General features: G+C 64.4%; 13 protein-coding genes, 2 tRNA genes and 3 rRNA genes. 8 read left to right on the forward strand and 10 right to left on the reverse strand.

The window, feature by feature from the left end:
- Positions 1 to 21 precede the first annotated feature (21 nt).
- The 3 genes from LA521A_RS18125 to LA521A_RS18135 all read left to right on the forward strand — a co-directional run bounded on the left by LA521A_RS18125 (position 22) and on the right by LA521A_RS18135 (position 3036).
- On the forward strand, positions 22 to 1779 hold the full coding sequence (locus LA521A_RS18125) for a M28 family metallopeptidase (protein ID WP_281780231.1): 1758 nt from the start codon (positions 22 to 24) through the stop codon (positions 1777 to 1779).
- A 98-nt stretch (positions 1780 to 1877) separates the two neighbouring features.
- Positions 1878 to 2276 (forward strand): MAPEG family protein, encoded by a 399-nt coding sequence (locus LA521A_RS18130; RefSeq protein WP_281780232.1) that lies wholly within the window; start codon positions 1878 to 1880, stop codon positions 2274 to 2276.
- 106 nt (positions 2277 to 2382) lie between these two features.
- On the forward strand, positions 2383 to 3036 hold the full coding sequence (locus tag LA521A_RS18135) for a 2OG-Fe dioxygenase family protein (protein ID WP_281782134.1): 654 nt from the start codon (positions 2383 to 2385) through the stop codon (positions 3034 to 3036).
- Between the two features lie 332 nt (positions 3037 to 3368).
- Here the strand turns inward: LA521A_RS18135 and rrf are convergent.
- The 6 genes from rrf to tyrS form a co-directional block, all read right to left on the reverse strand.
- Positions 3369 to 3483: ribosomal RNA gene (rrf, locus tag LA521A_RS18140) — 5S ribosomal RNA — on the reverse strand.
- Positions 3484 to 3642: 159 nt separating this feature from the next.
- Positions 3643 to 6506: ribosomal RNA gene (locus LA521A_RS18145) — 23S ribosomal RNA — on the reverse strand.
- A gap of 233 nt (positions 6507 to 6739) precedes the next feature.
- Positions 6740 to 6816: transfer RNA gene (locus tag LA521A_RS18150), tRNA-Ile, on the reverse strand.
- 74 nt (positions 6817 to 6890) lie between these two features.
- Positions 6891 to 6966, reverse strand: a tRNA-Ala gene (locus LA521A_RS18155).
- 115 nt (positions 6967 to 7081) lie between these two features.
- A 16S ribosomal RNA gene (locus tag LA521A_RS18160) occupies positions 7082 to 8626 on the reverse strand.
- Together the 16S, 23S and 5S rRNA genes with 2 tRNA genes alongside form the textbook arrangement of a ribosomal RNA operon.
- Before the next feature lie 567 nt (positions 8627 to 9193).
- On the reverse strand, positions 9194 to 10435 hold the full coding sequence (tyrS, locus tag LA521A_RS18165) for a tyrosine--tRNA ligase (RefSeq protein ID WP_281780233.1): 1242 nt from the start codon (positions 10433 to 10435) through the stop codon (positions 9194 to 9196).
- A 192-nt stretch (positions 10436 to 10627) separates the two neighbouring features.
- Between tyrS and LA521A_RS18170 the strand changes: the two genes are divergently transcribed.
- Together LA521A_RS18170 and LA521A_RS18175 are read left to right on the forward strand one after the other, a co-directional pair.
- The gene (locus LA521A_RS18170) at positions 10628 to 12070 is read left to right on the forward strand and encodes a peptidoglycan DD-metalloendopeptidase family protein (protein WP_281780234.1); all 1443 of its coding nucleotides are present in this window, start codon (positions 10628 to 10630) and stop codon (positions 12068 to 12070) included.
- Position 12071: 1 nt separating this feature from the next.
- The gene (locus tag LA521A_RS18175) at positions 12072 to 13241 is read left to right on the forward strand and encodes an anhydro-N-acetylmuramic acid kinase (RefSeq protein WP_281780235.1); all 1170 of its coding nucleotides are present in this window, start codon (positions 12072 to 12074) and stop codon (positions 13239 to 13241) included.
- A gap of 15 nt (positions 13242 to 13256) precedes the next feature.
- Here LA521A_RS18175 and LA521A_RS18180 read toward each other — a convergent pair whose 3' ends face one another.
- Genes LA521A_RS18180 through LA521A_RS18190 form a run of 3 tightly spaced genes read right to left on the reverse strand, consistent with a single transcriptional unit; the run spans position 13257 to position 15784 of the window.
- Positions 13257 to 13592, reverse strand: coding sequence for a hypothetical protein (locus tag LA521A_RS18180; RefSeq protein WP_281780236.1), 336 nt, complete (start codon positions 13590 to 13592; stop codon positions 13257 to 13259).
- 28 nt (positions 13593 to 13620) lie between these two features.
- Complete coding sequence (locus LA521A_RS18185) at positions 13621 to 15021, reverse strand: AmpG family muropeptide MFS transporter (RefSeq protein WP_281780237.1); 1401 nt, start codon at positions 15019 to 15021, stop codon at positions 13621 to 13623.
- Positions 15011 to 15784 (reverse strand): exodeoxyribonuclease III, encoded by a 774-nt coding sequence (locus LA521A_RS18190; protein ID WP_281780238.1) that lies wholly within the window; start codon positions 15782 to 15784, stop codon positions 15011 to 15013. Before LA521A_RS18190 ends, LA521A_RS18185 begins: the two co-directional genes overlap by 11 nt.
- 90 nt (positions 15785 to 15874) lie before the next feature.
- Between LA521A_RS18190 and LA521A_RS18195 the strand changes: the two genes are divergently transcribed.
- The 3 genes from LA521A_RS18195 to LA521A_RS18205 all read left to right on the forward strand — a co-directional run bounded on the left by LA521A_RS18195 (position 15875) and on the right by LA521A_RS18205 (position 17836).
- On the forward strand, positions 15875 to 16402 hold the full coding sequence (locus tag LA521A_RS18195) for a GNAT family N-acetyltransferase (RefSeq protein WP_281780239.1): 528 nt from the start codon (positions 15875 to 15877) through the stop codon (positions 16400 to 16402).
- Positions 16402 to 17064 carry an orotate phosphoribosyltransferase gene (gene pyrE, locus LA521A_RS18200; RefSeq protein WP_281782135.1) on the forward strand — a complete coding sequence of 221 codons (663 nt, stop codon included), beginning with the start codon at positions 16402 to 16404 and terminating at the stop codon, positions 17062 to 17064. Before LA521A_RS18195 ends, pyrE begins: the two co-directional genes overlap by 1 nt.
- A 91-nt stretch (positions 17065 to 17155) precedes the next feature.
- Positions 17156 to 17836, forward strand: coding sequence for a hypothetical protein (locus tag LA521A_RS18205; RefSeq protein WP_281780240.1), 681 nt, complete (start codon positions 17156 to 17158; stop codon positions 17834 to 17836).
- A gap of 97 nt (positions 17837 to 17933) precedes the next feature.
- Here the strand turns inward: LA521A_RS18205 and LA521A_RS18210 are convergent, their stop codons facing one another.
- Positions 17934 to 20252, reverse strand: coding sequence for a phosphomannomutase/phosphoglucomutase (locus LA521A_RS18210; RefSeq protein WP_281780241.1), 2319 nt, complete (start codon positions 20250 to 20252; stop codon positions 17934 to 17936).
- Positions 20253 to 20266: the final 14 nt, after the last annotated feature.

A 20266-nucleotide genomic window follows, 5' to 3' on the forward strand; every position in this document is an offset into this window, starting at 1 on the left:
CTGGTCCAATCCGGAGGTCCCATGTCCCGAGTTTCCCTGCTCAGCACGGCGGTCGCCGGCGTCGTCGGCGCGATCGCGCTGACCGCCTGCTCCAAGCCCAGCGACGCACCCAGCGCGGCCAAACCGCAGGCGCCCGCCACCGCGGCGTCGACGGCCGACAGCCATTCCTTCAACGACGCGATCAACGCGGCCGATTTCGCCCAGCACGTGAAGGTGCTGGCGTCGGACGAGTTCGAAGGCCGCGCGCCCGGCAGCGCCGGCGAAGAGAAAACCGTCCAGTACCTGGAAGCGCAGTTCAAGCGCATGGGCCTCAAGCCCGGCAACGGCGACAGCTACTTCCAGACGGTGCCGATGGTGGAAACCACGGCGGACGAGTCGACCACGCTGACCATCGACGCCAAGGGCAAGCCGCGCACGCTGAAGTTCGGCACCGACATGGTCGTGGGCACGCGTACCGGCCAGAAGGAAGTGAAGGTCGACGGCAGCCAGCTGGTGTTCGTCGGCTACGGCGTCAACGCGCCGGAGCAGAACTGGAACGACTACGCCGGCGTGGACGTGAAGGGCAAGACGGTGGTGATGTTCGTCAACGATCCGGGCTTCCACAGCCAGGATCCGAAGCTCTTCGAGGGCAAGCGGATGACGTACTACGGCCGCTGGACCTACAAGTTCGAGGAGGCCGCGCGCCAGGGCGCCGCCGCGGCAATCATCATCCACGACACCGAGGGCGCGTCCTACGGCTGGGACGTGGTCAAGAATTCCTGGTCAGGCGCTCAGTTCGACCTGCCGGCCAAGGACGACCCGGAACCGCGCCTGCCGGTGCAGGGCTGGATCACTGGCGACACGGCGCGTTCGCTGCTGGCCGACCTCGGCCACAACCTCGACGACCTGTATAAGGCCGCCAACAAACCCGGCTTCAAGGCGATTCCGTTGGACGGCAAGCTGTCGGTGGACCTGAAGAGCACCACGAGCGAGAAATCCTCGCGCAACGTCGTCGCGTTGCTGCCGGGTGCCAAGCGCCCGGACGAGGCGATCGTCTACATGGCGCACTGGGATCACCTCGGCAATCACGGCCACGAAGCCGACGAGCATGGCGGCACGAGCGCCGGCGAGCCGCACGCCGACACGATCTACAACGGTGCGATCGACAACGCGACCGGCGTGGCCGGCATCCTGGAGATCGCCGAGGCTTTCAGCAAGCAGACGCCGCCGCCGGACCGCTCGCTGCTGTTCCTCGCGGTGACGCTGGAGGAGTCGGGCCTGCTGGGCTCCAAATACTACGTCGCGCATCCGTCGATTCCGCTCAACAAGACTGTCGCGGTGATCAACCTTGACGCGATGCCGGTGATCGGCAAGGCGAAGGACATGACGGTGGTGGGCTTCGGCAGTTCGGAGCTTGAGGATCTGCTCAAGACGCAGGCCGAAGGCCAGCAGCGCGTGTTGCACGCCGAAGCGACGCCGGAAGACGGCTTCTACTTCCGCTCCGATCATTTCAACTTCGCCAAGGCCGGCGTACCGGCGCTGTATGCCAAGGGCGGCAGCGAGCTGATCGAAGGCGGCGCCGATGCCGGCCGCAAGGCGGAGTCGGATTACCGCGACAACCGCTATCACAAGCCCGGCGACCAGTTCGATACGTCGTGGAAGATGGACGGCGTGGTGCAGGACCTGGAAGCGCTGTACGGCGTCGGCCGCACGCTGGCCGGCGACGAGCAGTGGCCGAACTGGTACGAAGGCAACGCCTTCCGCGGCGCCCACGACAAGCTGATGAAATCGGCGAAGTAATTCCCGATCGATCGGCATGACCCGCAGCGGCGCCCACCCGGGCGCCGTTGTCGTTTTCGGCTACGCTGATGGCCCCATCCTGGCCGCACGGAACCGCCATGACGCTCACCACCGCGTACGTCTGTGTCCTGATCGCCGCGTTGCTGCCGTACCTCTGGGTCGCAATTTCCAAGGCCAGCGGCGAGCGTTACGACAATCGCGACCCGCGGCGCTGGCAGGAAAAGCAGCAGAGCCCGCGCGCGCAACGCGCGTATGCGGCCCAGCTCAACAGTTACGAGGCGTTCGCGCCGTTCGCGGCGGCGGTGGTGCTCGCGCAACTGGCCGGCGTCGCGCACTCGCAGATCGCCGCGCTGTCGCTGACCTTCATCGTGCTTCGCGTGCTGCACGGCCTGGTGTACATCGCGGGCCGTCACTACCTTCGTTCGCTGATCTGGGCGCTGGGACTGGCGTGCGTGATCTGGTTGCTGGTGCAGGCAGCGCTGCACGTCTCGCCCTGAAAAACGGAATACTGCGTTGAGCCTTGCATCCGCTCGTGGGTTGTCGTTTCCCGTCCTGACGGACGCATTGCGCGTCGACGGGTTCCGCTTCGTCGAAGGCGAGTCGATGCGGACGCTGCTGGAAGCCTACGGTCCGCTATCGGACTGGAGCGAGTTCGCCGGCAGTTGGAATGGGTTGGAGCCGGATGCCTATCTGGCGAACGTCGGCTTGCATCGTCGTCGCCGACACGCGGTGTTCTCTGCGCAGGGCGGGGAGATCACGCGCGAACCGCATCAACCGCATTACCAGAGTCGCGACTACAACACGCTGCAGGGCGGCATCGAGCGGTGGTTCGCGCCGGTGCTGCCTCATGTCGCGGAAAGCCCGAGTCTTCGTAGCATCCTGCGGTTCTGTCACGCGTTCTTCGGTGCGCTTTCGCCCGACGTTGCGACGTGGCATGTCGAGCTGCATCAGTTCCGTATCGAAGCCCGCCCGGACGAACCCGGCCAGCCCACGCCGGAGGGCGTGCATCGGGACGGCGTCGACTACGTCCTGGTGCTGCTGATCGATCGAGAGAACATCGCCAGCGGGACAACGACGATCCATTCCGCCGACGGTGCAATGCTCGGCAGTTTCACGCTGACGCGGCCGCTGGATGCCGCACTGGTCGATGATTCGCGTGTCTTCCATGGCGTTACACCGGTGGAGCCGGAAGATCCGATGCAGCCATCGCACCGGGATGTGCTGGTGGTGACGTTTCGGCGGCGAAGCGGGCGTTGAGCTGACTGCGTTTCGCGCGCGTCCGGCGGAGCCTTTTGCCTCGTAAACAAATGCCGGCCTGGCGGGCCGGCATTGTTGTTTCTATGCGGCACAGGCACCGGGCCAGTATCTGATCGCACGCGCGCGCTTCGGGCACGCAACCGAACGCCGGCCGCTGGGTCGGCGTTTTCATTTGCCACGCATAGTGGTTAGGCGTGAACCGAGCGGCGGCTGGTAGCGGGGACGAGCAGATGCACCGTCTGCGGACACATTTCCCGACACGCGCGTTGATGCATTTTCAAACGCACAAAAGAAGAAGGCCGGTCCTGTCGGACCGGCCTTCTGGGTAAAGCCCCTGGCGATGACCTACTCTTGCATGGCTTAAGCCACACTACCATCGGCGCATGTGCGTTTCACTTCCGAGTTCGGAATGGGATCGGGTGGGACCACACAGCTATTGTCACCAGGGAGAGGGTGGAGGGTCGCGGGTTCCGGTGAACTGGATCGCGCACACGCTCTCGTTGGGTTGCTCGGGACGCAGGGCGTCCTTCGCGGATAGGTTGGGATAAGTAGCGAGTGAGCCGAACGTCACGACGTTGTCGTAAGTCCAAGGCCACTTGAGGTTATATGGTCAAGCCACACGGATCATTAGTACTGGTTAGCTCAATGCATTGCTGCACTTACACACCCAGCCTATCAACCACCTGGTCTTGATGGTTCCTTCAGGGGAGTCAAGCTCCCGGGAGATCTCATCTTGAGGCGCGCTTCCCGCTTAGATGCTTTCAGCGGTTATCGCTTCCGAACATAGCTACCCGGCAGTGCCACTGGCGTGACAACCGGAACACCAGAGGTTCGTCCACTCCGGTCCTCTCGTACTAGGAGCAGCCCCTCTCAAATCTCCAACGCCCACGACAGATAGGGACCGAACTGTCTCACGACGTTCTGAACCCAGCTCGCGTACCACTTTAAATGGCGAACAGCCATACCCTTGGGACCGACTACAGCCCCAGGATGTGATGAGCCGACATCGAGGTGCCAAACACCGCCGTCGATATGAACTCTTGGGCGGTATCAGCCTGTTATCCCCGGAGTACCTTTTATCCGTTGAGCGATGGCCCTTCCATACAGAACCACCGGATCACTAAGACCTACTTTCGTACCTGCTTGATCCGTCGATCTTGCAGTCAAGCACGCTTATGCCTTTGCACACAGTGCGCGATGTCCGACCGCGCTGAGCGTACCTTCGTGCTCCTCCGTTACACTTTGGGAGGAGACCGCCCCAGTCAAACTACCCACCATACACGGTCCCCGATCCGGATTACGGACCTAGGTTAGAACGTCAAGCACATCAGGGTGGTATTTCAAGGATGGCTCCACGCAAGCTAGCGCCTGCGCTTCATAGCCTCCCACCTATCCTACACAGACGAACTCAACGTTCAGTGTAAAGCTATAGTAAAGGTTCACGGGGTCTTTCCGTCTTGCCGCGGGAACGCTGCATCTTCACAGCGATTTCAATTTCACTGAGTCTCGGGTGGAGACAGCGCCGCTGTCGTTACGCCATTCGTGCAGGTCGGAACTTACCCGACAAGGAATTTCGCTACCTTAGGACCGTTATAGTTACGGCCGCCGTTTACCGGGGCTTCGATCAAGAGCTTCGCCTTGCGGCTGACCCCATCAATTAACCTTCCGGCACCGGGCAGGCGTCACACCCTATACGTCCACTTTCGTGTTTGCAGAGTGCTGTGTTTTTGATAAACAGTCGCAGCGGCCTGGTCACTGCGGCCCTTCTCGGCTATGAACCAAAAAGGGCGCACCTTCTCCCGAAGTTACGGTGCTATTTTGCCTAGTTCCTTCACCCGAGTTCTCTCAAGCGCCTGAGAATTCTCATCCTGCCCACCTGTGTCGGTTTACGGTACGGTCTGCGTAAGCTGAAGCTTAGGAGCTTTTCCTGGAAGCGTGATATCGGCAGCTTAGTCCTAAAGGACTCGTCCTTAGTCTCAACGTTGCCCCCCCGGATTTGCCTAAGGGGACCGCCTCAACTCTCTCACCGGGACAACCAACGCCCGGCCTGCCTAACCTTCTCCGTCCCTCCATCGCACTTACGCGAGGTGCTGGAATATTAACCAGCTTCCCATCGACTACGCATTTCTGCCTCGCCTTAGGGGCCGACTCACCCTGCGTCGATTAACGTTGCGCAAGGAAACCTTGGGCTTTCGGCGTGCGGGCTTTTCACCCGCATTATCGTTACTCATGTCAGCATTCGCACTTCCGATACCTCCAGCGGACTTCTCAATCCACCTTCATCGGCTTACGGAACGCTCCTCTACCGCGCATACAAAGTATGCACCCCAAGCTTCGGTTCCGTGCTTAGCCCCGTTAAATCTTCCGCGCAGACCGACTCGACCAGTGAGCTATTACGCTTTCTTTAAAGGGTGGCTGCTTCTAAGCCAACCTCCTGGCTGTCTGTGCCTTTCCACATCGTTTTCCACTTAGCACGAAATTTGGGACCTTAGCTGTGGGTCTGGGTTGTTTCCCTTTTCACGACGGACGTTAGCACCCGCCGTGTGTCTCCCATGCAGTCTGTCCTGGTATTCGGAGTTTGCCATGGTTTGGTAAGTCGCAATGACCCCCTAGCCATAACAGTGCTCTACCCCCAGGAAGATTCACATGAGGCGCTACCTAAATAGCTTTCGAGGAGAACCAGCTATCTCCGGGTTCGATTAGCTTTTCACTCCTAATCACACCTCATCCCCTACCTTTGCAACGGGAGTGGGTTCGGGCCTCCAGTTGATGTTACTCAACCTTCACCCTGGGCATGACTAGATCACCCGGTTTCGGGTCTACTGCCCGCGACTATGCGCCCTTATCAGACTCGGTTTCCCTTCGCCTCCCCTATACGGTTAAGCTCGCCACGAACAGTAAGTCGCTGACCCATTATACAAAAGGTACGCCGTCACCCTTGCGGGCTCCGACTGCTTGTACGCACACGGTTTCAGGGTCTATTTCACTCCCCTCTCCGGGGTTCTTTTCGCCTTTCCCTCACGGTACTGGTTCACTATCGGTCGGTCAGGAGTATTTAGCCTTGGAGGATGGTCCCCCCATGTTCAGACAGGGTTTCTCGTGCCCCGCCTTACTCGATTTCATCGAAAGAGCTCTTTCGCATACCGGGCTGTCACCGTCTATGGCCAACCTTTCCAGGTTGTTTTGCTAGAACTCAATCAACTTAAGGGCTGGTCCCCGTTCGCTCGTCACTACTTAGGGAATCTCGGTTGATTTCTTTTCCTCCGGGTACTTAGATATTTCAGTTCTCCGGGTTTGCCTCCAGCAGCTATGTATTCACTGCAGGATACTGCTTGCGCAGTGGGTTTCCCCATTCGGACATTGCGGGATCAATGCTTGTTGCCAGCTCCCCCGCACTTTTCGCAGGCTGCCACGTCCTTCATCGCCTCTGACCGCCAAGGCATCCACCGTGTGCGCTTATTCGCTTGACCATATAACCCCAAGTCGCCTCAGGGTCGTCTGTGTTCGGGGGTACAAAGCCCAAACGCGAATTCAACGACTCAATTATAAGGTGCCTTTCGGCACCCGCCTTAGCCTCACGACACGTCATGGACATTCGTCTCAAAACGCTCGCTACTTTCCCAATTTTCAAAGAACGCGATCCGGCCTCAACGCCGTACCGCTTCAATTCTTGATGTGTGCGCAATCTAGTTTCGTTCGGGAGTGGTGGGTCTGGGAGGACTCGAACCACCGGCCTCACCCTTATCAGGGGTGCGCTCTAACCACCTGAGCTACAGACCCAAAAGTCGTGCGTGTTTCCTTGAACGGTCCGCACAGGGATGTGCGGGCGGTTGCGAAGGATTCGCGTCATAGCTTGGTGGAGCTTGTCGGGATCGAACCGACGACCCCCTGCTTGCAAAGCAGGTGCTCTCCCAGCTGAGCTAAAGCCCCATGTTCAATCGAGTGAACGGGACGCTCCCGCGAAACTCCCCCTTGGGAGTTTCCGGAACTAGATGCAGGTCACTTGTGCGGACGTCCGGCCAGCAATTAGCTGTCTTTAGTCTCTAAAGGAGGTGATCCAGCCGCACCTTCCGATACGGCTACCTTGTTACGACTTCACCCCAGTCATCGGCCACACCGTGGCAAGCGCCCTCCCGAAGGTTAAGCTACCTGCTTCTGGTGCAACAAACTCCCATGGTGTGACGGGCGGTGTGTACAAGGCCCGGGAACGTATTCACCGCAGCAATGCTGATCTGCGATTACTAGCGATTCCGACTTCATGGAGTCGAGTTGCAGACTCCAATCCGGACTGAGATAGGGTTTCTGGGATTGGCTTGCCCTCGCGGGTTTGCAGCCCTCTGTCCCTACCATTGTAGTACGTGTGTAGCCCTGGCCGTAAGGGCCATGATGACTTGACGTCATCCCCACCTTCCTCCGGTTTGTCACCGGCGGTCTCCTTAGAGTTCCCACCATTACGTGCTGGCAACTAAGGACAAGGGTTGCGCTCGTTGCGGGACTTAACCCAACATCTCACGACACGAGCTGACGACAGCCATGCAGCACCTGTGTCACGGTTCCCGAAGGCACCAATCCATCTCTGGAAAGTTCCGTGCATGTCAAGGCCAGGTAAGGTTCTTCGCGTTGCATCGAATTAAACCACATACTCCACCGCTTGTGCGGGCCCCCGTCAATTCCTTTGAGTTTCAGTCTTGCGACCGTACTTCCCAGGCGGCGAACTTAACGCGTTAGCTTCGATACTGAGGGCCAAGTTGCCCCCAACATCCAGTTCGCATCGTTTAGGGCGTGGACTACCAGGGTATCTAATCCTGTTTGCTCCCCACGCTTTCGTGCCTCAGTGTCAGTGCTGGTCCAGGGTGTCGCCTTCGCCACAGATGTTCCTCCCGATATCTACGCATTTCACTGCTACACCGGGAATTCCACACCCCTCTACCGCACTCTAGTAAGCCAGTATCCAATGCAGTTCCCAGGTTGAGCCCAGGGCTTTCACATCAGACTTAACAAACCACCTACGCACGCTTTACGCCCAGTAATTCCGAGTAACGCTTGCACCCTTCGTATTACCGCGGCTGCTGGCACGAAGTTAGCCGGTGCTTATTCTTCCGGTACCGTCATAACACCCAAGTATTAATCGAGCGCTTTTCTTTCCGGACAAAAGTGCTTTACAACCCGAAGGCCTTCTTCACACACGCGGCATGGCTGGATCAGGCTTGCGCCCATTGTCCAATATTCCCCACTGCTGCCTCCCGTAGGAGTCTGGACCGTGTCTCAGTTCCAGTGTGGCTGATCATCCTCTCAGACCAGCTACGGATCGTCGCCTTGGTGGGCCTTTACCCCGCCAACTAGCTAATCCGGCATCGGCTCATCTATCTGCGTGAGGCCCGAAGGTCCCCCACTTTCTCCCGTAGGACGTATGCGGTATTAGCGTAAGTTTCCCTACGTTATCCCCCACAAATAGGCAGATTCCGATGCATTCCTCACCCGTCCGCCACTCGCCACCCAAGGAGCAAGCTCCTCTGTGCTGCCGTTCGACTTGCATGTGTTAGGCCTGCCGCCAGCGTTCACTCTGAGCCAGGATCAAACTCTTCACTTAAAATTGCAGAACCCGAAGGTTCAATATCTTGAGTGCAGAGCCCGTTCCAGGCACCAAATTACTCGCTTGCATTTGCATGCATTTGAATTGACTTGTTGCTCTGTTACGAACGTCTGCTTATGGACAACCATCCACTCGCCAGACGCCCGCACAAGTCACCTGCGCACACTGTCAAAGATCACGGGGCCGGCCTCAGCGCCTTTCCCTTTTCTTGCCTCACCCCGTCGCACCGAAGTGCCCGAGGGAGCCGACTACTATACAGCGAATTTCGATTCCGTCAACACCGTGTCGAGATCTTTTTCGCTGCCCCCGCCTGCCGTTCAGTGCCTCTTTCAAGGCCGTCCCGGGTAGCGGGCCGCGCATCTTACAGCACCTTCGAAGTTCGTCAACCGCCCTTCGAAATCCGCCGCTTCAACCGCGCCCCGCGTCAGTGATTCACCTCGGCGGGGCGCGCATTGTGCACACGCACAACGCGAATTGGAAGGGGTCTTCGAAGAAATTTTTTTCGATTTTCATGAACGACGCGCGCAGCGCATGCAGCGCACGCAGAACGTCATGCATACGCGCTTACGCAGCGACCAGGCGAACGCGCGCGAACGTGCGCTTGCCCACGGCGAGCACGCCTTCGAAGCCCGGCGCGAACACGCGCTGCGCATCCTCGATCACTTCGCCATCGATGCGCACCGCGCGCTCCTTGAGCTTGCGATTGGCCTCCGAGTTGCTCGGCGTGAGGCCGGCCGCCGTCAGCAGCGCCGCGATGCGCACGCCTTCGGCCGGCACGACGACGTCGTTGATGGGCAGCGACGCGATATCGCCCTCGCCGCGCACCGCGGCATTCCAGCCGGCGACGGCCTGTTCCGCCGCGGAATCGCCGTGGAAACGCGCCGCAAGCTCGCGCGCCAGGCGCAGCTTGAGGTCGCGCGGATTCAGCTGCCCGCCTTCGATGTCGCGCTTTAACTGCGCGGCCTCGGCGATGCCGATCTCGAAGCTGAGCAGGTCGATCCAGCGCCACATCAGCACATCGTCGATCTTCATCGTCTTGGTGACGATGTCGATCGCCGGCTCGTTGATGCCGATGTAGTTGCCCAGCGACTTGGACATCTTGTTGACGCCGTCCAGGCCTTCCAGCAACGGCATCGTCAGGACGATCTGCGGCGGCTGGCCGTAATGCTCCTGCAGGCCGCGCCCCATGAGCAGGTTGAACTTCTGGTCCGTACCGCCAAGTTCGACGTCCGCCTTCAGCGCCACCGAGTCGTAGCCCTGCACCAGCGGATACAGGAACTCGTGGATCGCGATCGACTGCTGCGCCGCGTAGCGCTTGGCGAAGTCGTCGCGTTCGAGCATGCGCGCGACGGTGTGCTGCGCGGCAAGCTTGATCATGTCCGCCGCGCCCATCTGGCCGAACCACTCGGAGTTGAAGCGCACCTCGGTGCGCTCCCTGTCGAGGACCTTGAACACCTGTTCGGCGTAGGTCTCGGCATTGGCGAGCACGTCCTCGCGGGTGAGCGGCTTGCGGGTGACGTTCTTGCCGGTCGGGTCGCCGATCATTCCGGTGAAGTCGCCGATCAGGAAGATCACCTGATGTCCCAGGTCCTGGAACTGGCGCATCTTGTTGAGCAGGACCGTGTGGCCCAGGTGGAGGTCCGGGGCGGTGGGGTCGAAACCGGCCTTGATCCGGAGCGGGCGCCCCCCCGCCTTGGAGGACGCGGCCAGGCGGGCCTGCAGCTCCTCACGCTTGAGGATCTCGTCGGCGCCGCGGGCGATCAGGTCGAGGGCATCTTGGACAGAAGCGGAAATCTGGGGGGACAAAGTGAGACTCGCTGGTGAATGGTGAACGCGCAATGCGATCACGATCATGGATTCGGGTTAAATCACGGTTAAACATACCCGCCGGGGCACGTGAAGAAAAACCCTATTCAGTTCAAGGGTTTGACGCACACAGCTCGCGCCTCTATGGTAACGCCGCTACATGGCCTTCACACCTGCGCGCGGGACACGAACATGACGACATCCGAGACCGGTACGGATCGGCGCCAACGACTCAAGGCGCTGCGTGAAGCCGCTCTTCACCGTCCTGTCTCCGCGACACAGGTGTCGCGTGGATTCAACGGCCGCTGGACGCGTCGCCACTGGGCACACGCCAGCCTGTTCGCCACGCTCGGCGTGCTGGTCGCCGCCATCGTGCCCGGTTTCGGCGCGGCGCCCAATGTTCCGCAACCCATCCACGCGCAGCGCAGCTCCCTCGCGCTCGCGTTGCCGCCGCTTCCGTTGGCGCGCCTGAAGGGCCACAGCGGCGACAGCTGGCAGATCGTACGCGTGGAGCGCGGCCAGACGCTCGGCGCGGTGTTCGAAGACCTGGACCTGCCGGCCTCGGCGATGCACCAGATCCTGTCGGCCGTCCCGGGCGACAAATCGGTGCTGACGCGCCTGAAGCCCGGCACCGAACTCGCGTTCGACCTCCCGGTCAGCGGCGAGCTGCGCACCTTCCGTTACGACCGCGACGACAGCCACCGCGTGGAGCTGGCGATCGCCGGCGACAAGGTCACCGAAAAGGTCACCGTCCGTCCGACCGAAACCCGCACCGTCGTGATCAGCGGCAAGGTCGGCAAGTCGCTGTTTCGCTCGGCGCGCAAGCTGGGCCTGTCGGGCAACAACATCAACACGCTGACCGACGAGATCTTCAAGTACGACATCGACTTCAACGAAGACGTCGGCGCCGACGACCGCTTCAGCGTGGTCGTCGAGCAGACCTGGCGCGAAGGCGAGCTGCTGCGTACCGGCCCGGTGCTGGCGGCGACCTTCACCACCGGCGGCAAGCTGCACACCGGCTTCCGCTTCGAGCGCAACGGCAAGTCCGAGTACTTCACCGGCGACGGCCGCCCGCTGAAGAAGAGCTTCATCCGCATGCCGATCCCGTATGCGCGCCTGACCTCCAACTTCGGCACGCGCAAGCACCCGGTCCTCGGCCGCACGCGCATGCACAAGGGCGTGGACTACGCCGCCCGCACCGGCACGCCGATCATGGCGGCCGGCGACGCGCGCGTCGTTTCGGCCGGCTGGCAGGGCGGCTACGGCAATGCGGTGGTGCTCGACCACGGCCGCGGCTACACCACGCTGTACGGGCACATGTCGCGCGTCGGCAAGATCCGTCCTGGCCAGCGCATCGCGCAGGGCACGGTGATCGGCTACGTCGGCAGCACCGGCATGTCGACCGGCCCGCACCTGCATTACGAATTCCGCGTCAACGGCGTCCACCGCAATCCGCTGTCGATCACCATGCCGCCGCCGGAACCGCTGTCGGGCACCGCGCTGGCGCAGTTCCGCGCACAGACCTCGGTCGCGCTGGCGCGCATCCAGAAGGTCGAGAACATCATCTACGCCGACGCGTCCGAGCCCTCGCCGGCCGCACGCAAGCCGGCCAAGCCCGCGAAGACCAAGGCCTGACGTGCCGTCATTCGCGGCCGGGCCGTCCGGCCCGCCGGTCGACGGACTCTTCGTCGGCCTGATCTCCGGCACCAGCGCGGACGGCATCGACGCCGCGCTGGTCCGCTTCCAACGACACGACGACGGCCGCGATGCGGTCGAGCTGCTGCTCGGCCGCACCTACGCGTGGGACGACGCGCTGCGCGAGCGGCTGGTCGTGCTGGGCCAGGGGTCGGACGCCCAGTCGCTGGACGAACTCGGCACGCTCGACGTGCAGATCGCCGAATCCTTCGCCGACGCCACGTTGCGCCTGCTGGACGAAGCCGGCGTCGCAGCAGGGAACGTACGCGCGATCGGCTCCCACGGACAGACGGTCCGGCATCGGCCGGAGGGCGCGCGCTTCGACGGCCGCCATCCCTTCACCTGGCAGATGGGCGACGGCGGGCTCATCGCCGAACGCACCGGCATCGCCACGGCATGCGATTTCCGGCGACGCGATGTGTCCGCCGGCGGCCACGGCGCGCCGCTCCTCCCGGCGCTGCATGCGGCGCTGCTGTCGGACGAAGGTGAGGATCGCGCGGTCCTCAATCTCGGCGGCATCGCGAATTTCACGCTGCTGCCGATGGACGGCCCCGTGCGCGGCTTCGATACCGGCCCGGCGAACTGCCTGCTGGATGCGTGGTGCCTGCGACATACCGGGGCGGCGTACGACGCCGACGGCGCCTTCGCGGCGCAGGGCGAGCTCGACGCCGAGCTGCTTGCGCGCCTGCTCGACGAGCCATGGTTCATGCTGCCGCCGCCGAAGAGCACCGGCCGCGAGCACTTCCACCTGCGCTGGGTCGAACGCCGCCTCGATGGCGACGAAGCGCCGGCCGACGTGCAGGCGACGTTGCTGGAACTGAGCGCCATCACCATCGCCGACGCGCTGCGCGCGCACCAGCCGACGACCCGGCGTGTACTCGCCTGCGGCGGCGGCGTACACAACCCGCGGCTGCTCGAGCGCATTGGTGCGCACCTGCCGGGCGCGATCGTCGAATCGACCGCGCGACACGGCGTGGATCCGGATTTCGTCGAGGCGATGGGATTCGCGTGGCTGGCTCGGCAGACGGTGTCGGGGCTGCCCGGAAACCTGCCCAGCGTGACCGGCGCGCGCGGGCCGCGCGTGCTCGGCGTGGTGCATCCGGCCGCCTGAGCGGCCGTCGAGGCGTCAGCCCTTCTGGGCGTAAGCCATCAGGTCGCGGTCGACGTCCGTCAGCCCCTGGTTTTCCAGCGGCAGCGCCCCGACGTCCGCCGGACGCTCCATGCGGCCGATCTTCGAGAACCCCGGATCGCTCGGGATGTGTTCCAGCGCGGCGATCGCCGCCTGCAGCGCCATCGCGTCCGAATCGGTGAAACGGGCCGCCAGCTCGGCTTCGCACGCGAACAGGCCGTGCTCGAGCAGGTGCATCAGCGCTTCCTGCAGCGGCCAGCTGCGCGCCTGCGCGACGCGCTTGACGCGGTCGAGCAGCAGCGGATCGATGTCGTGAAGGATGATGTCGGTCATTCGAAGTTCCTTCCGGGCCGCAGCCCGGTCATTCCACCGCCGGCGCGCGAGCGGTCGCACCCGTGCGGCGAGCGGCCAGGACCAGGCACAACACCAGTGCCGGGATGCCGATCAGGGCCGTTCCGGCGAAGAATAGCGAATACGCCTCGAGCAAACTGCGGCCCACTTCCAGTTGTTCGATCGACCAACCGGAAAAACCCTTCAGCACCTTGCCCGGCAAGGCGTAGAACGAGCTGAGCAGCGCGTACTGCGTGGCGGTGTAGCCGGCGCTGGTCAGGCTGGACATGTAGCCGATCAGCGCCACCCCGGCGAAGCCGGAACAGAAGTTGTCGATGACCATCACCGCCGTGAAGACGCCGGGGTCGGCGCCGTGCAGCGCCAGGTACGAGAAGGCGAGGTTCGAACCCGGGCCGAGCACCGCGCCGGCCATCAGCGTGGTGAAGAAGCCGAAGCGCACCGCGCACAGGCCGGCGGTGGCGATGCCAACCGTCGTCGCCAACAATCCGAAGCTGCCGCGAACCGCACCGACGGTTTCCTTGTCCATCCCGAGGTCCGCGTAGAACGGGTTCGCCATCGGCCCGAGCACGAAATCCGGCAATCGGTACAGGCTGATGGCCAGCAGCATCACCAGCGCCCACTTGCCGTGTTCGCGGAAGAACACGACGAAGGGCGCGACGATGGCGTCGTACAGGCCCTGCACGGAAAGCATCGAAGCGTGTGGCGCGGCGGCCGCCTGCACGCTCGCCGCCGGTTCACGCGCGAGGAACGTCGCGACGATGCCCACGCCCATCAGCGCCGCCATCAGTTCGTACGACATCGACCAGCCGATGTGCGCGGCGAAGATCAGGATCAGCGAATCGGTGACGAGCAGCGCGCCGCGGTAACCCAGCGCGGAGGTCGCCGTCAGCAGGCCCTGCTGCTCGTTGCTGGACGCGATCTCGATGCGCCATGCATCGATCACGATGTCCTGCGTCGCCGAGGCGAACGCCACGATCAGCGCCATCACGCCGAACACCACCAGCTGGTCGACCTCGTGGCCACCGAGCAGCAGGCGGCCTTCCTGCGGCTGGATCATCGCCATGCCGGCCAGCCCCGCCGCGCAGACGACCTGCGCCAGCAGCATCCAGCCCCGGCGCCGCCCCAGCAGCTTGCCGAGCAACGGCGCGTCGAGCTTGTCGATCACCGGGGCCCACAGGAATTTCAGCGAATACGCCAGGCCGACCCACGAGAGGAACCCGATCGTCGACAGCTCGATCGCGTTCTCGCGCATCCAGTAGCCGAGCGTGTTGCCGACCAGGTAGATCGGAATGCCGGAGCTGAAACCCAGCAGCAGCATCACCAGCACTTTCGGCTCGCGCAGGTTCGCCGCGACCAGGCGCCAGCCCTTCAGCGGCTTGGCCGGCGTGGACGGCGCGGACTCAGAGGTCATAGTCGACGCTGAAAGGCGCGTGGTCGGAGAAGCGCGGATCGCGCAGGATCGAGCACGCCTTCAGCCTGGAGGCGAGCGACGGCGTGCACAGCTGGTAGTCGATGCGCCAACCCACGTTGTTCGCGCGCGCCGCGCCGCGGTTGCTCCACCACGTGTAATCCTGGCCTTCGGCATGCAGCGCGCGGTACGCGTCGACCCAGCCGGTGGTGTCGGTGCACAGGCCGTTCAGCCAGTCGCGCTCGGGCGGCAGGCAGCCGGAATTCTTCTGGTTGCTGGTCCAGTTCTTGATGTCGAGCCGGGAACGCACGATGTTCCAGTCGCCACACAGCACGTAGTCGCGGCCGCTGGCGAGCCACTGGTCCAGGTGTGGCTTCAGCCACTCCATCACTTCGAACTTGAAGCCCTGCCGCAGCTCGCCGGACGAGCCCGACGGGATGTAGAACGACACCACGCTCAGGTTGCCGAAGCGCGCCTCGATGTAGCGGCCTTCATCGTCGAACGGCGCCCAGCCCATGCTCGTGCGCACTTCGTCGGGTTCGCGCCGGCTGTAGATCGCCACGCCGCTGTAGCCCTTCTTCGTGATCGCGTCCTTGAACCACGCGCGATAGCCCTCGGGCAGGAACTGCGGGCCGGCGAGCTGGTGCTCCTGCGCCTTGGTTTCCTGAACGCACAACACGTCGGCGTCCTGCGTGCGGAACCAGTCGAAGAAGCCCTTGTTGGCGGCCGAGCGCAGGCCGTTGGCGTTGAAGCTGATGATGCGCATGCGCACTCCACGACGATGTGCCGGCGATCATAGCCCCTCGCGCGGCGCCGCATGATCGGCGCGAATGGGCCCGGGGCTATCATGCCGGGCATGTCCGCCGTCACCGCCCGCGTCCGCGTCGAACCGATCGTGGACCCCGACTCGATCGTGGCCCGCCGCGTGCGCGAACTGCGCGTGGCGCCCGATCAGTACCGCTACGTCGGCGACACCACCTTCAACCTCGGCGACACGCTGCGCGATCCGATGAGCGAAGCGATGGCGGTGATCGCCGACGATGCCGTCGTCGGCTTCTACCGGCTGGATTTCGCGCCCAACGCGGTCGTCGGTCGCTCGCTCGGCATGCCAAGCGTGGGCTTGCGCGCATTCGCCATCGACCATCGGCAGCAGGGCCGCGGCTTTGGCCAGGCGGCGATGCGTGCCTGCTGCGACGACCTGCGCGAACGGCATCCGGAGCGCGAAGTGCTGGTGCTCACGGTCAACTGCATCAACGCGCCGGCGATTTCGGCGTACCTGAAGTCGGGGTTCAAGGACACCGGCGAGCTTTTCCACGGCGGCAGCGCCGGCCCGCAGCACGTGATGCTGCAGTTCCTCCATCCGCACCCAGAGTCCCGTCCATGATCCAAGACCACCGCGCGCGTTTCCTCGATCTCGCCCTGCGCGCCGACGCCCTGCGCTTCGGCGAGTTCACTCTGAAGTCCGGGCGCCAGAGCCCGTATTTCTTCAACGCGGGCCGGTTCGATTCGGGCGTCGCGCTGGCCGGGCTCGCCGCGTGCTACGCCGATGCGATCGACGCGCACGGCGTCGGGTTCGACCTGCTGTTCGGTCCGGCCTACAAGGGCATTCCGCTGGCGACCGCGCTGGCCTGCGAATACGCGCGCCGTGGCCGCGACCTGCCGGTGGCGTTCAACCGCAAGGAAGCCAAGACGCATGGCGAAGGCGGCAACCTGATCGGCGCACCGCTGCAGGGCCGTCGCGTGCTGATCGTCGACGACGTGATCACCGCCGGCACCGCGATCCGCGAGGCGCTCGGACTGATTCGTGACGCAGGTGGCGAAACGGCGGGGATCGTGATTGCGCTCGACCGTCAGGAAGCCATCGACCCGGCCAAAACCCGACGCTCAGCGGCACAATCGGTCGCGGCCGACCATGGCCTGCCCGTCATCGCGGTCGCGACGCTGGGCGACCTGCTTGCCTTCGCCGGCGGCAACGCGGAGCTCGCAGCGCAGCGCGAACGCCTGCTGGCCTACCGCCAGGCCTACGGAAGCGAAGAGGCCGCCTGAGCGCCGATCGCGCGGCGGCCCGCGATGCTGGCGTGACTCTTGCATGATTCCGGGGGTATTCCCGACAGATCCTTCGGACTTTGCTGACGTCATGACCAGCACCGCGAACCGCCGCCCCCTGATCAGTCGCACGTTGCCGCTGATCGCCTGCACGCTGATGCTCGCCACCACCGGCATTGCCGTCGCCCAGAAGAAGTCGGGCGAAGGCGCAGGCAAGAAGCTCTACTGCTGGAACGAGAACGGCGCCCGCGTCTGCGGCGACGCGCTGCCCGCGCATGCCGTGGACAACGCGCGCACCGAGATCAACGCAAAGAGCGGCCTGGCGACGAAGCAGGTCGAACGCGCCCTGACCGCCGAGGAGCGCGCCGCGGCCGAAGCCCAGGCCAAGCTGGACAAGGAACAGGCCGCCATCGCCGAAGCGCGTGATCGCCGCGAGCACGCGATGGTCGAGTCGTACGCGACCGAAGAAGACCTGCGCCGTGCCTTCGGCGAACGCCAGGCGGTGATGGACGAATCGATCAAGGCCTCGCGCCTGGGCGTCGTCGGCCGTCGCGACACGCTGGTCGCGCTGCTCCGCCGCGCGGGCGAGAACGAGCTGGCCGGCAAGCCGGTGCCGCTGCCCGCCCAGCAGAACGTGCGCATCCAGCACGACCAGCTGATCCGCCAGCAGGAGCTGCTGGTGCAGCAGCTGGCCGAACGCGAGGTGATCGACGAGGAGCTTGCCGCCGCGCTGGAGCGCTACCACGCGCTGAAGCAGCCGTCGAAGAACTGAGCCGCGGGCGCGGCGCTTCCGCAGCCGCTTCCCGCTCTGGAAACCGAAAGGCCGACGGTTCGCACCGTCGGCCTTTTGTTTTGCAGCGCTGGAGGGATCAGAACGGCAGCGCGAGGTCCGGACGCAGCGCCAGCAGCTGGGCGCGGAAGTCGGCCTTGATCCGGGCCAGCGCTTCCGGCGAATCCGCATCGAAGCGCATCACCAGCACCGGCGTGGTGTTGGACGCGCGCACCAGTCCCCAGCCGTCCGGGAAGTCCACGCGCAGGCCGTCGATCGTCGACAGGCGCGCGCCCTCGAACTTCGCCTCGTCGCGGAACCACTCCACGAAGCTGTGCGGGTCGCCGTCGGGCGCATCGACCTTGATTTCCGGCGTCGACACGCCGTTGGGCAGCGCGCTGAGGGTTTCGCTCGGCGTGCGCGGCTGCGCGGCCAGGATCTCCAGCAGGCGCGCGGCGGCATAGATGCCGTCGTCGAAGCCGTACCACCGCTCCTTGAAGAAGAAGTGGCCGCTCATCTCGCCGGCGAGTTCCGCGTCGGTCTCGCGCATCTTGGCCTTGATCAGCGAATGCCCCGTCTTCCACATCAGCGGGCTGCCGCCGTGGCGCAGGATGTGGCCCGGCAGGCGGCCGGTGCACTTCACGTCGAACAGGATCACCGCGCCCGGGTTGCGTTCGAGCACGTCGGCGGCGAACAGCATCAGCAGGCGGTCCGGGAAGATGTTCTCGCCTTCGCGCGTGACCACGCCCAGCCGGTCGCCGTCGCCATCGAAGGCGATGCCGACGTCCGCTTCCAGGCGCTGCACCATCCGGATCAGGTCGGTGAGGTTGTGCGGCTCGCTCGGGTCCGGATGGTGGTTCGGGAACGTGCCGTCGATGTCGCAGTACAGCGGCGTGACGTCGGCGCCGATCGCGGCCAGCACGCGCGGTCCGATCTCGCCCGCCACGCCGTTGCCGGCATCGACCACCACGCGCAGCGGGCGGTCGATCTGCACGTCGGAGGCGATGCGCTGGACGTAGTCCTCGGAGATGTCGCGCTGGACCAGCGTGCCCAGGTCGCCCAGGTGCAGACGGTCCTCGGCGATGCGCGCGTAGAGGTCGGTGATGGTGTCGCCGGAGAGGGTCTCGCCGCCCACGACGATCTTGAAGCCGTTGTAGTCCGGCGGATTGTGGCTGCCGGTGACCGACACGCAGGAGCCCGCGCGCAGGTGGTAGGCGCCGAAATAGACGACGGGCGTCGGCGCGAGGCCGATGTCGATGACGTTGCGGCCGGCCTTGCGCAGGCCGGCAATCAGGCCTTCGACGAGGGCCGGGCCCGAGAGGCGGCCGTCGCGCCCGACGACGATGTCGGTCAGGCCCTTCTCGTGCATCAGCGAACCGACGGCGTGGCCGATCAGCTCCGCCACGCCCGCATCCAGCGTCTGCCCGACCACGCCGCGGATGTCGTACGCGCGGAAGATGCCGCGATCGATGGCGATGGAAGGAACGGGGGCTGCGGGCTTGGGTGCGGTCACGGGAGCGGTTGCCTGGACGGGGGGATTGGCCTCAATGCTCTCCGCCAGCGTCTGAACGGCTCCTTCATCTTCCTGTTCAGCCCCCTTGCGGCGGGCCGTCATCTTCGGGGCGCGCCACGCGAAGAAGGCCAGCAGCAGGAACACGGCCGCGGCGATGAAGCAGCCCAGCGCCTCCATCCCGAACGGTCCACCGGCGACGTCGGGCACCGCGGCGGCGACGCGCAGGTCGCTGCCCGGGACCTTCGCGGCCAGCGCTTCGGCACCGCCGGACAGGCTCTGGTCGCCGCGTTCGATCGCGCTGTATCCGCCCTGGCGCAGGGCGAGGTAGCTGTCGTCGGCCACGTCGACCTGCTGCAGGCCAACGCCGATGCGGGCGATCGGCAGGCGCACGTAAGCGACGCCCACCGTCCGGTCGCCCACGCGCGCCGGCGCGGCGAGCGCCAGCTGCGGGCCGCCGTTGTGCTTGACCAGCCCGGAGACCGGTCGGTCAGCGGCGATGGCCGCTTCGATCACGCCCAGGCGGCCGTACCCGCCCTTGGGCAGCGCCGCGTACTCGGCGGCGAGGTCCAGCGGCAGGATCGCGGCATCGCTCGCGCCGTTCCAGCCCTTGCCGAGCTCCTGCGACGCGGCGCCCAGGTCACCCGCCGTCAGCGCGGCCTGCAGCGTCGGCGCGGCGAGGCGGTCGGTCAGCTGCTTCTGCTCGAGGCCGAGCGCCCGCACGGCGCCGTCGACGGCGGCGTTGCGCGCTTCGCTGATCGCCAGCCGGCGTGCGCCGTCGCGATGCAGCTGATAGCCGCTCCACGCGAAGAACGCCGCGAGCAGCACGAACAGCGCGACCACGACCGGCAGCAGCACTTTCAGCTGCGCTGCGCCGGCCGCGATTTGTCCCTTTTCCAGACCCTTCATTCCCATCCCCTTTG

This window comes from Lysobacter auxotrophicus, from assembly GCF_027924565.1.
Lineage (GTDB): Bacteria > Pseudomonadota > Gammaproteobacteria > Xanthomonadales > Xanthomonadaceae > Lysobacter_J > Lysobacter_J auxotrophicus.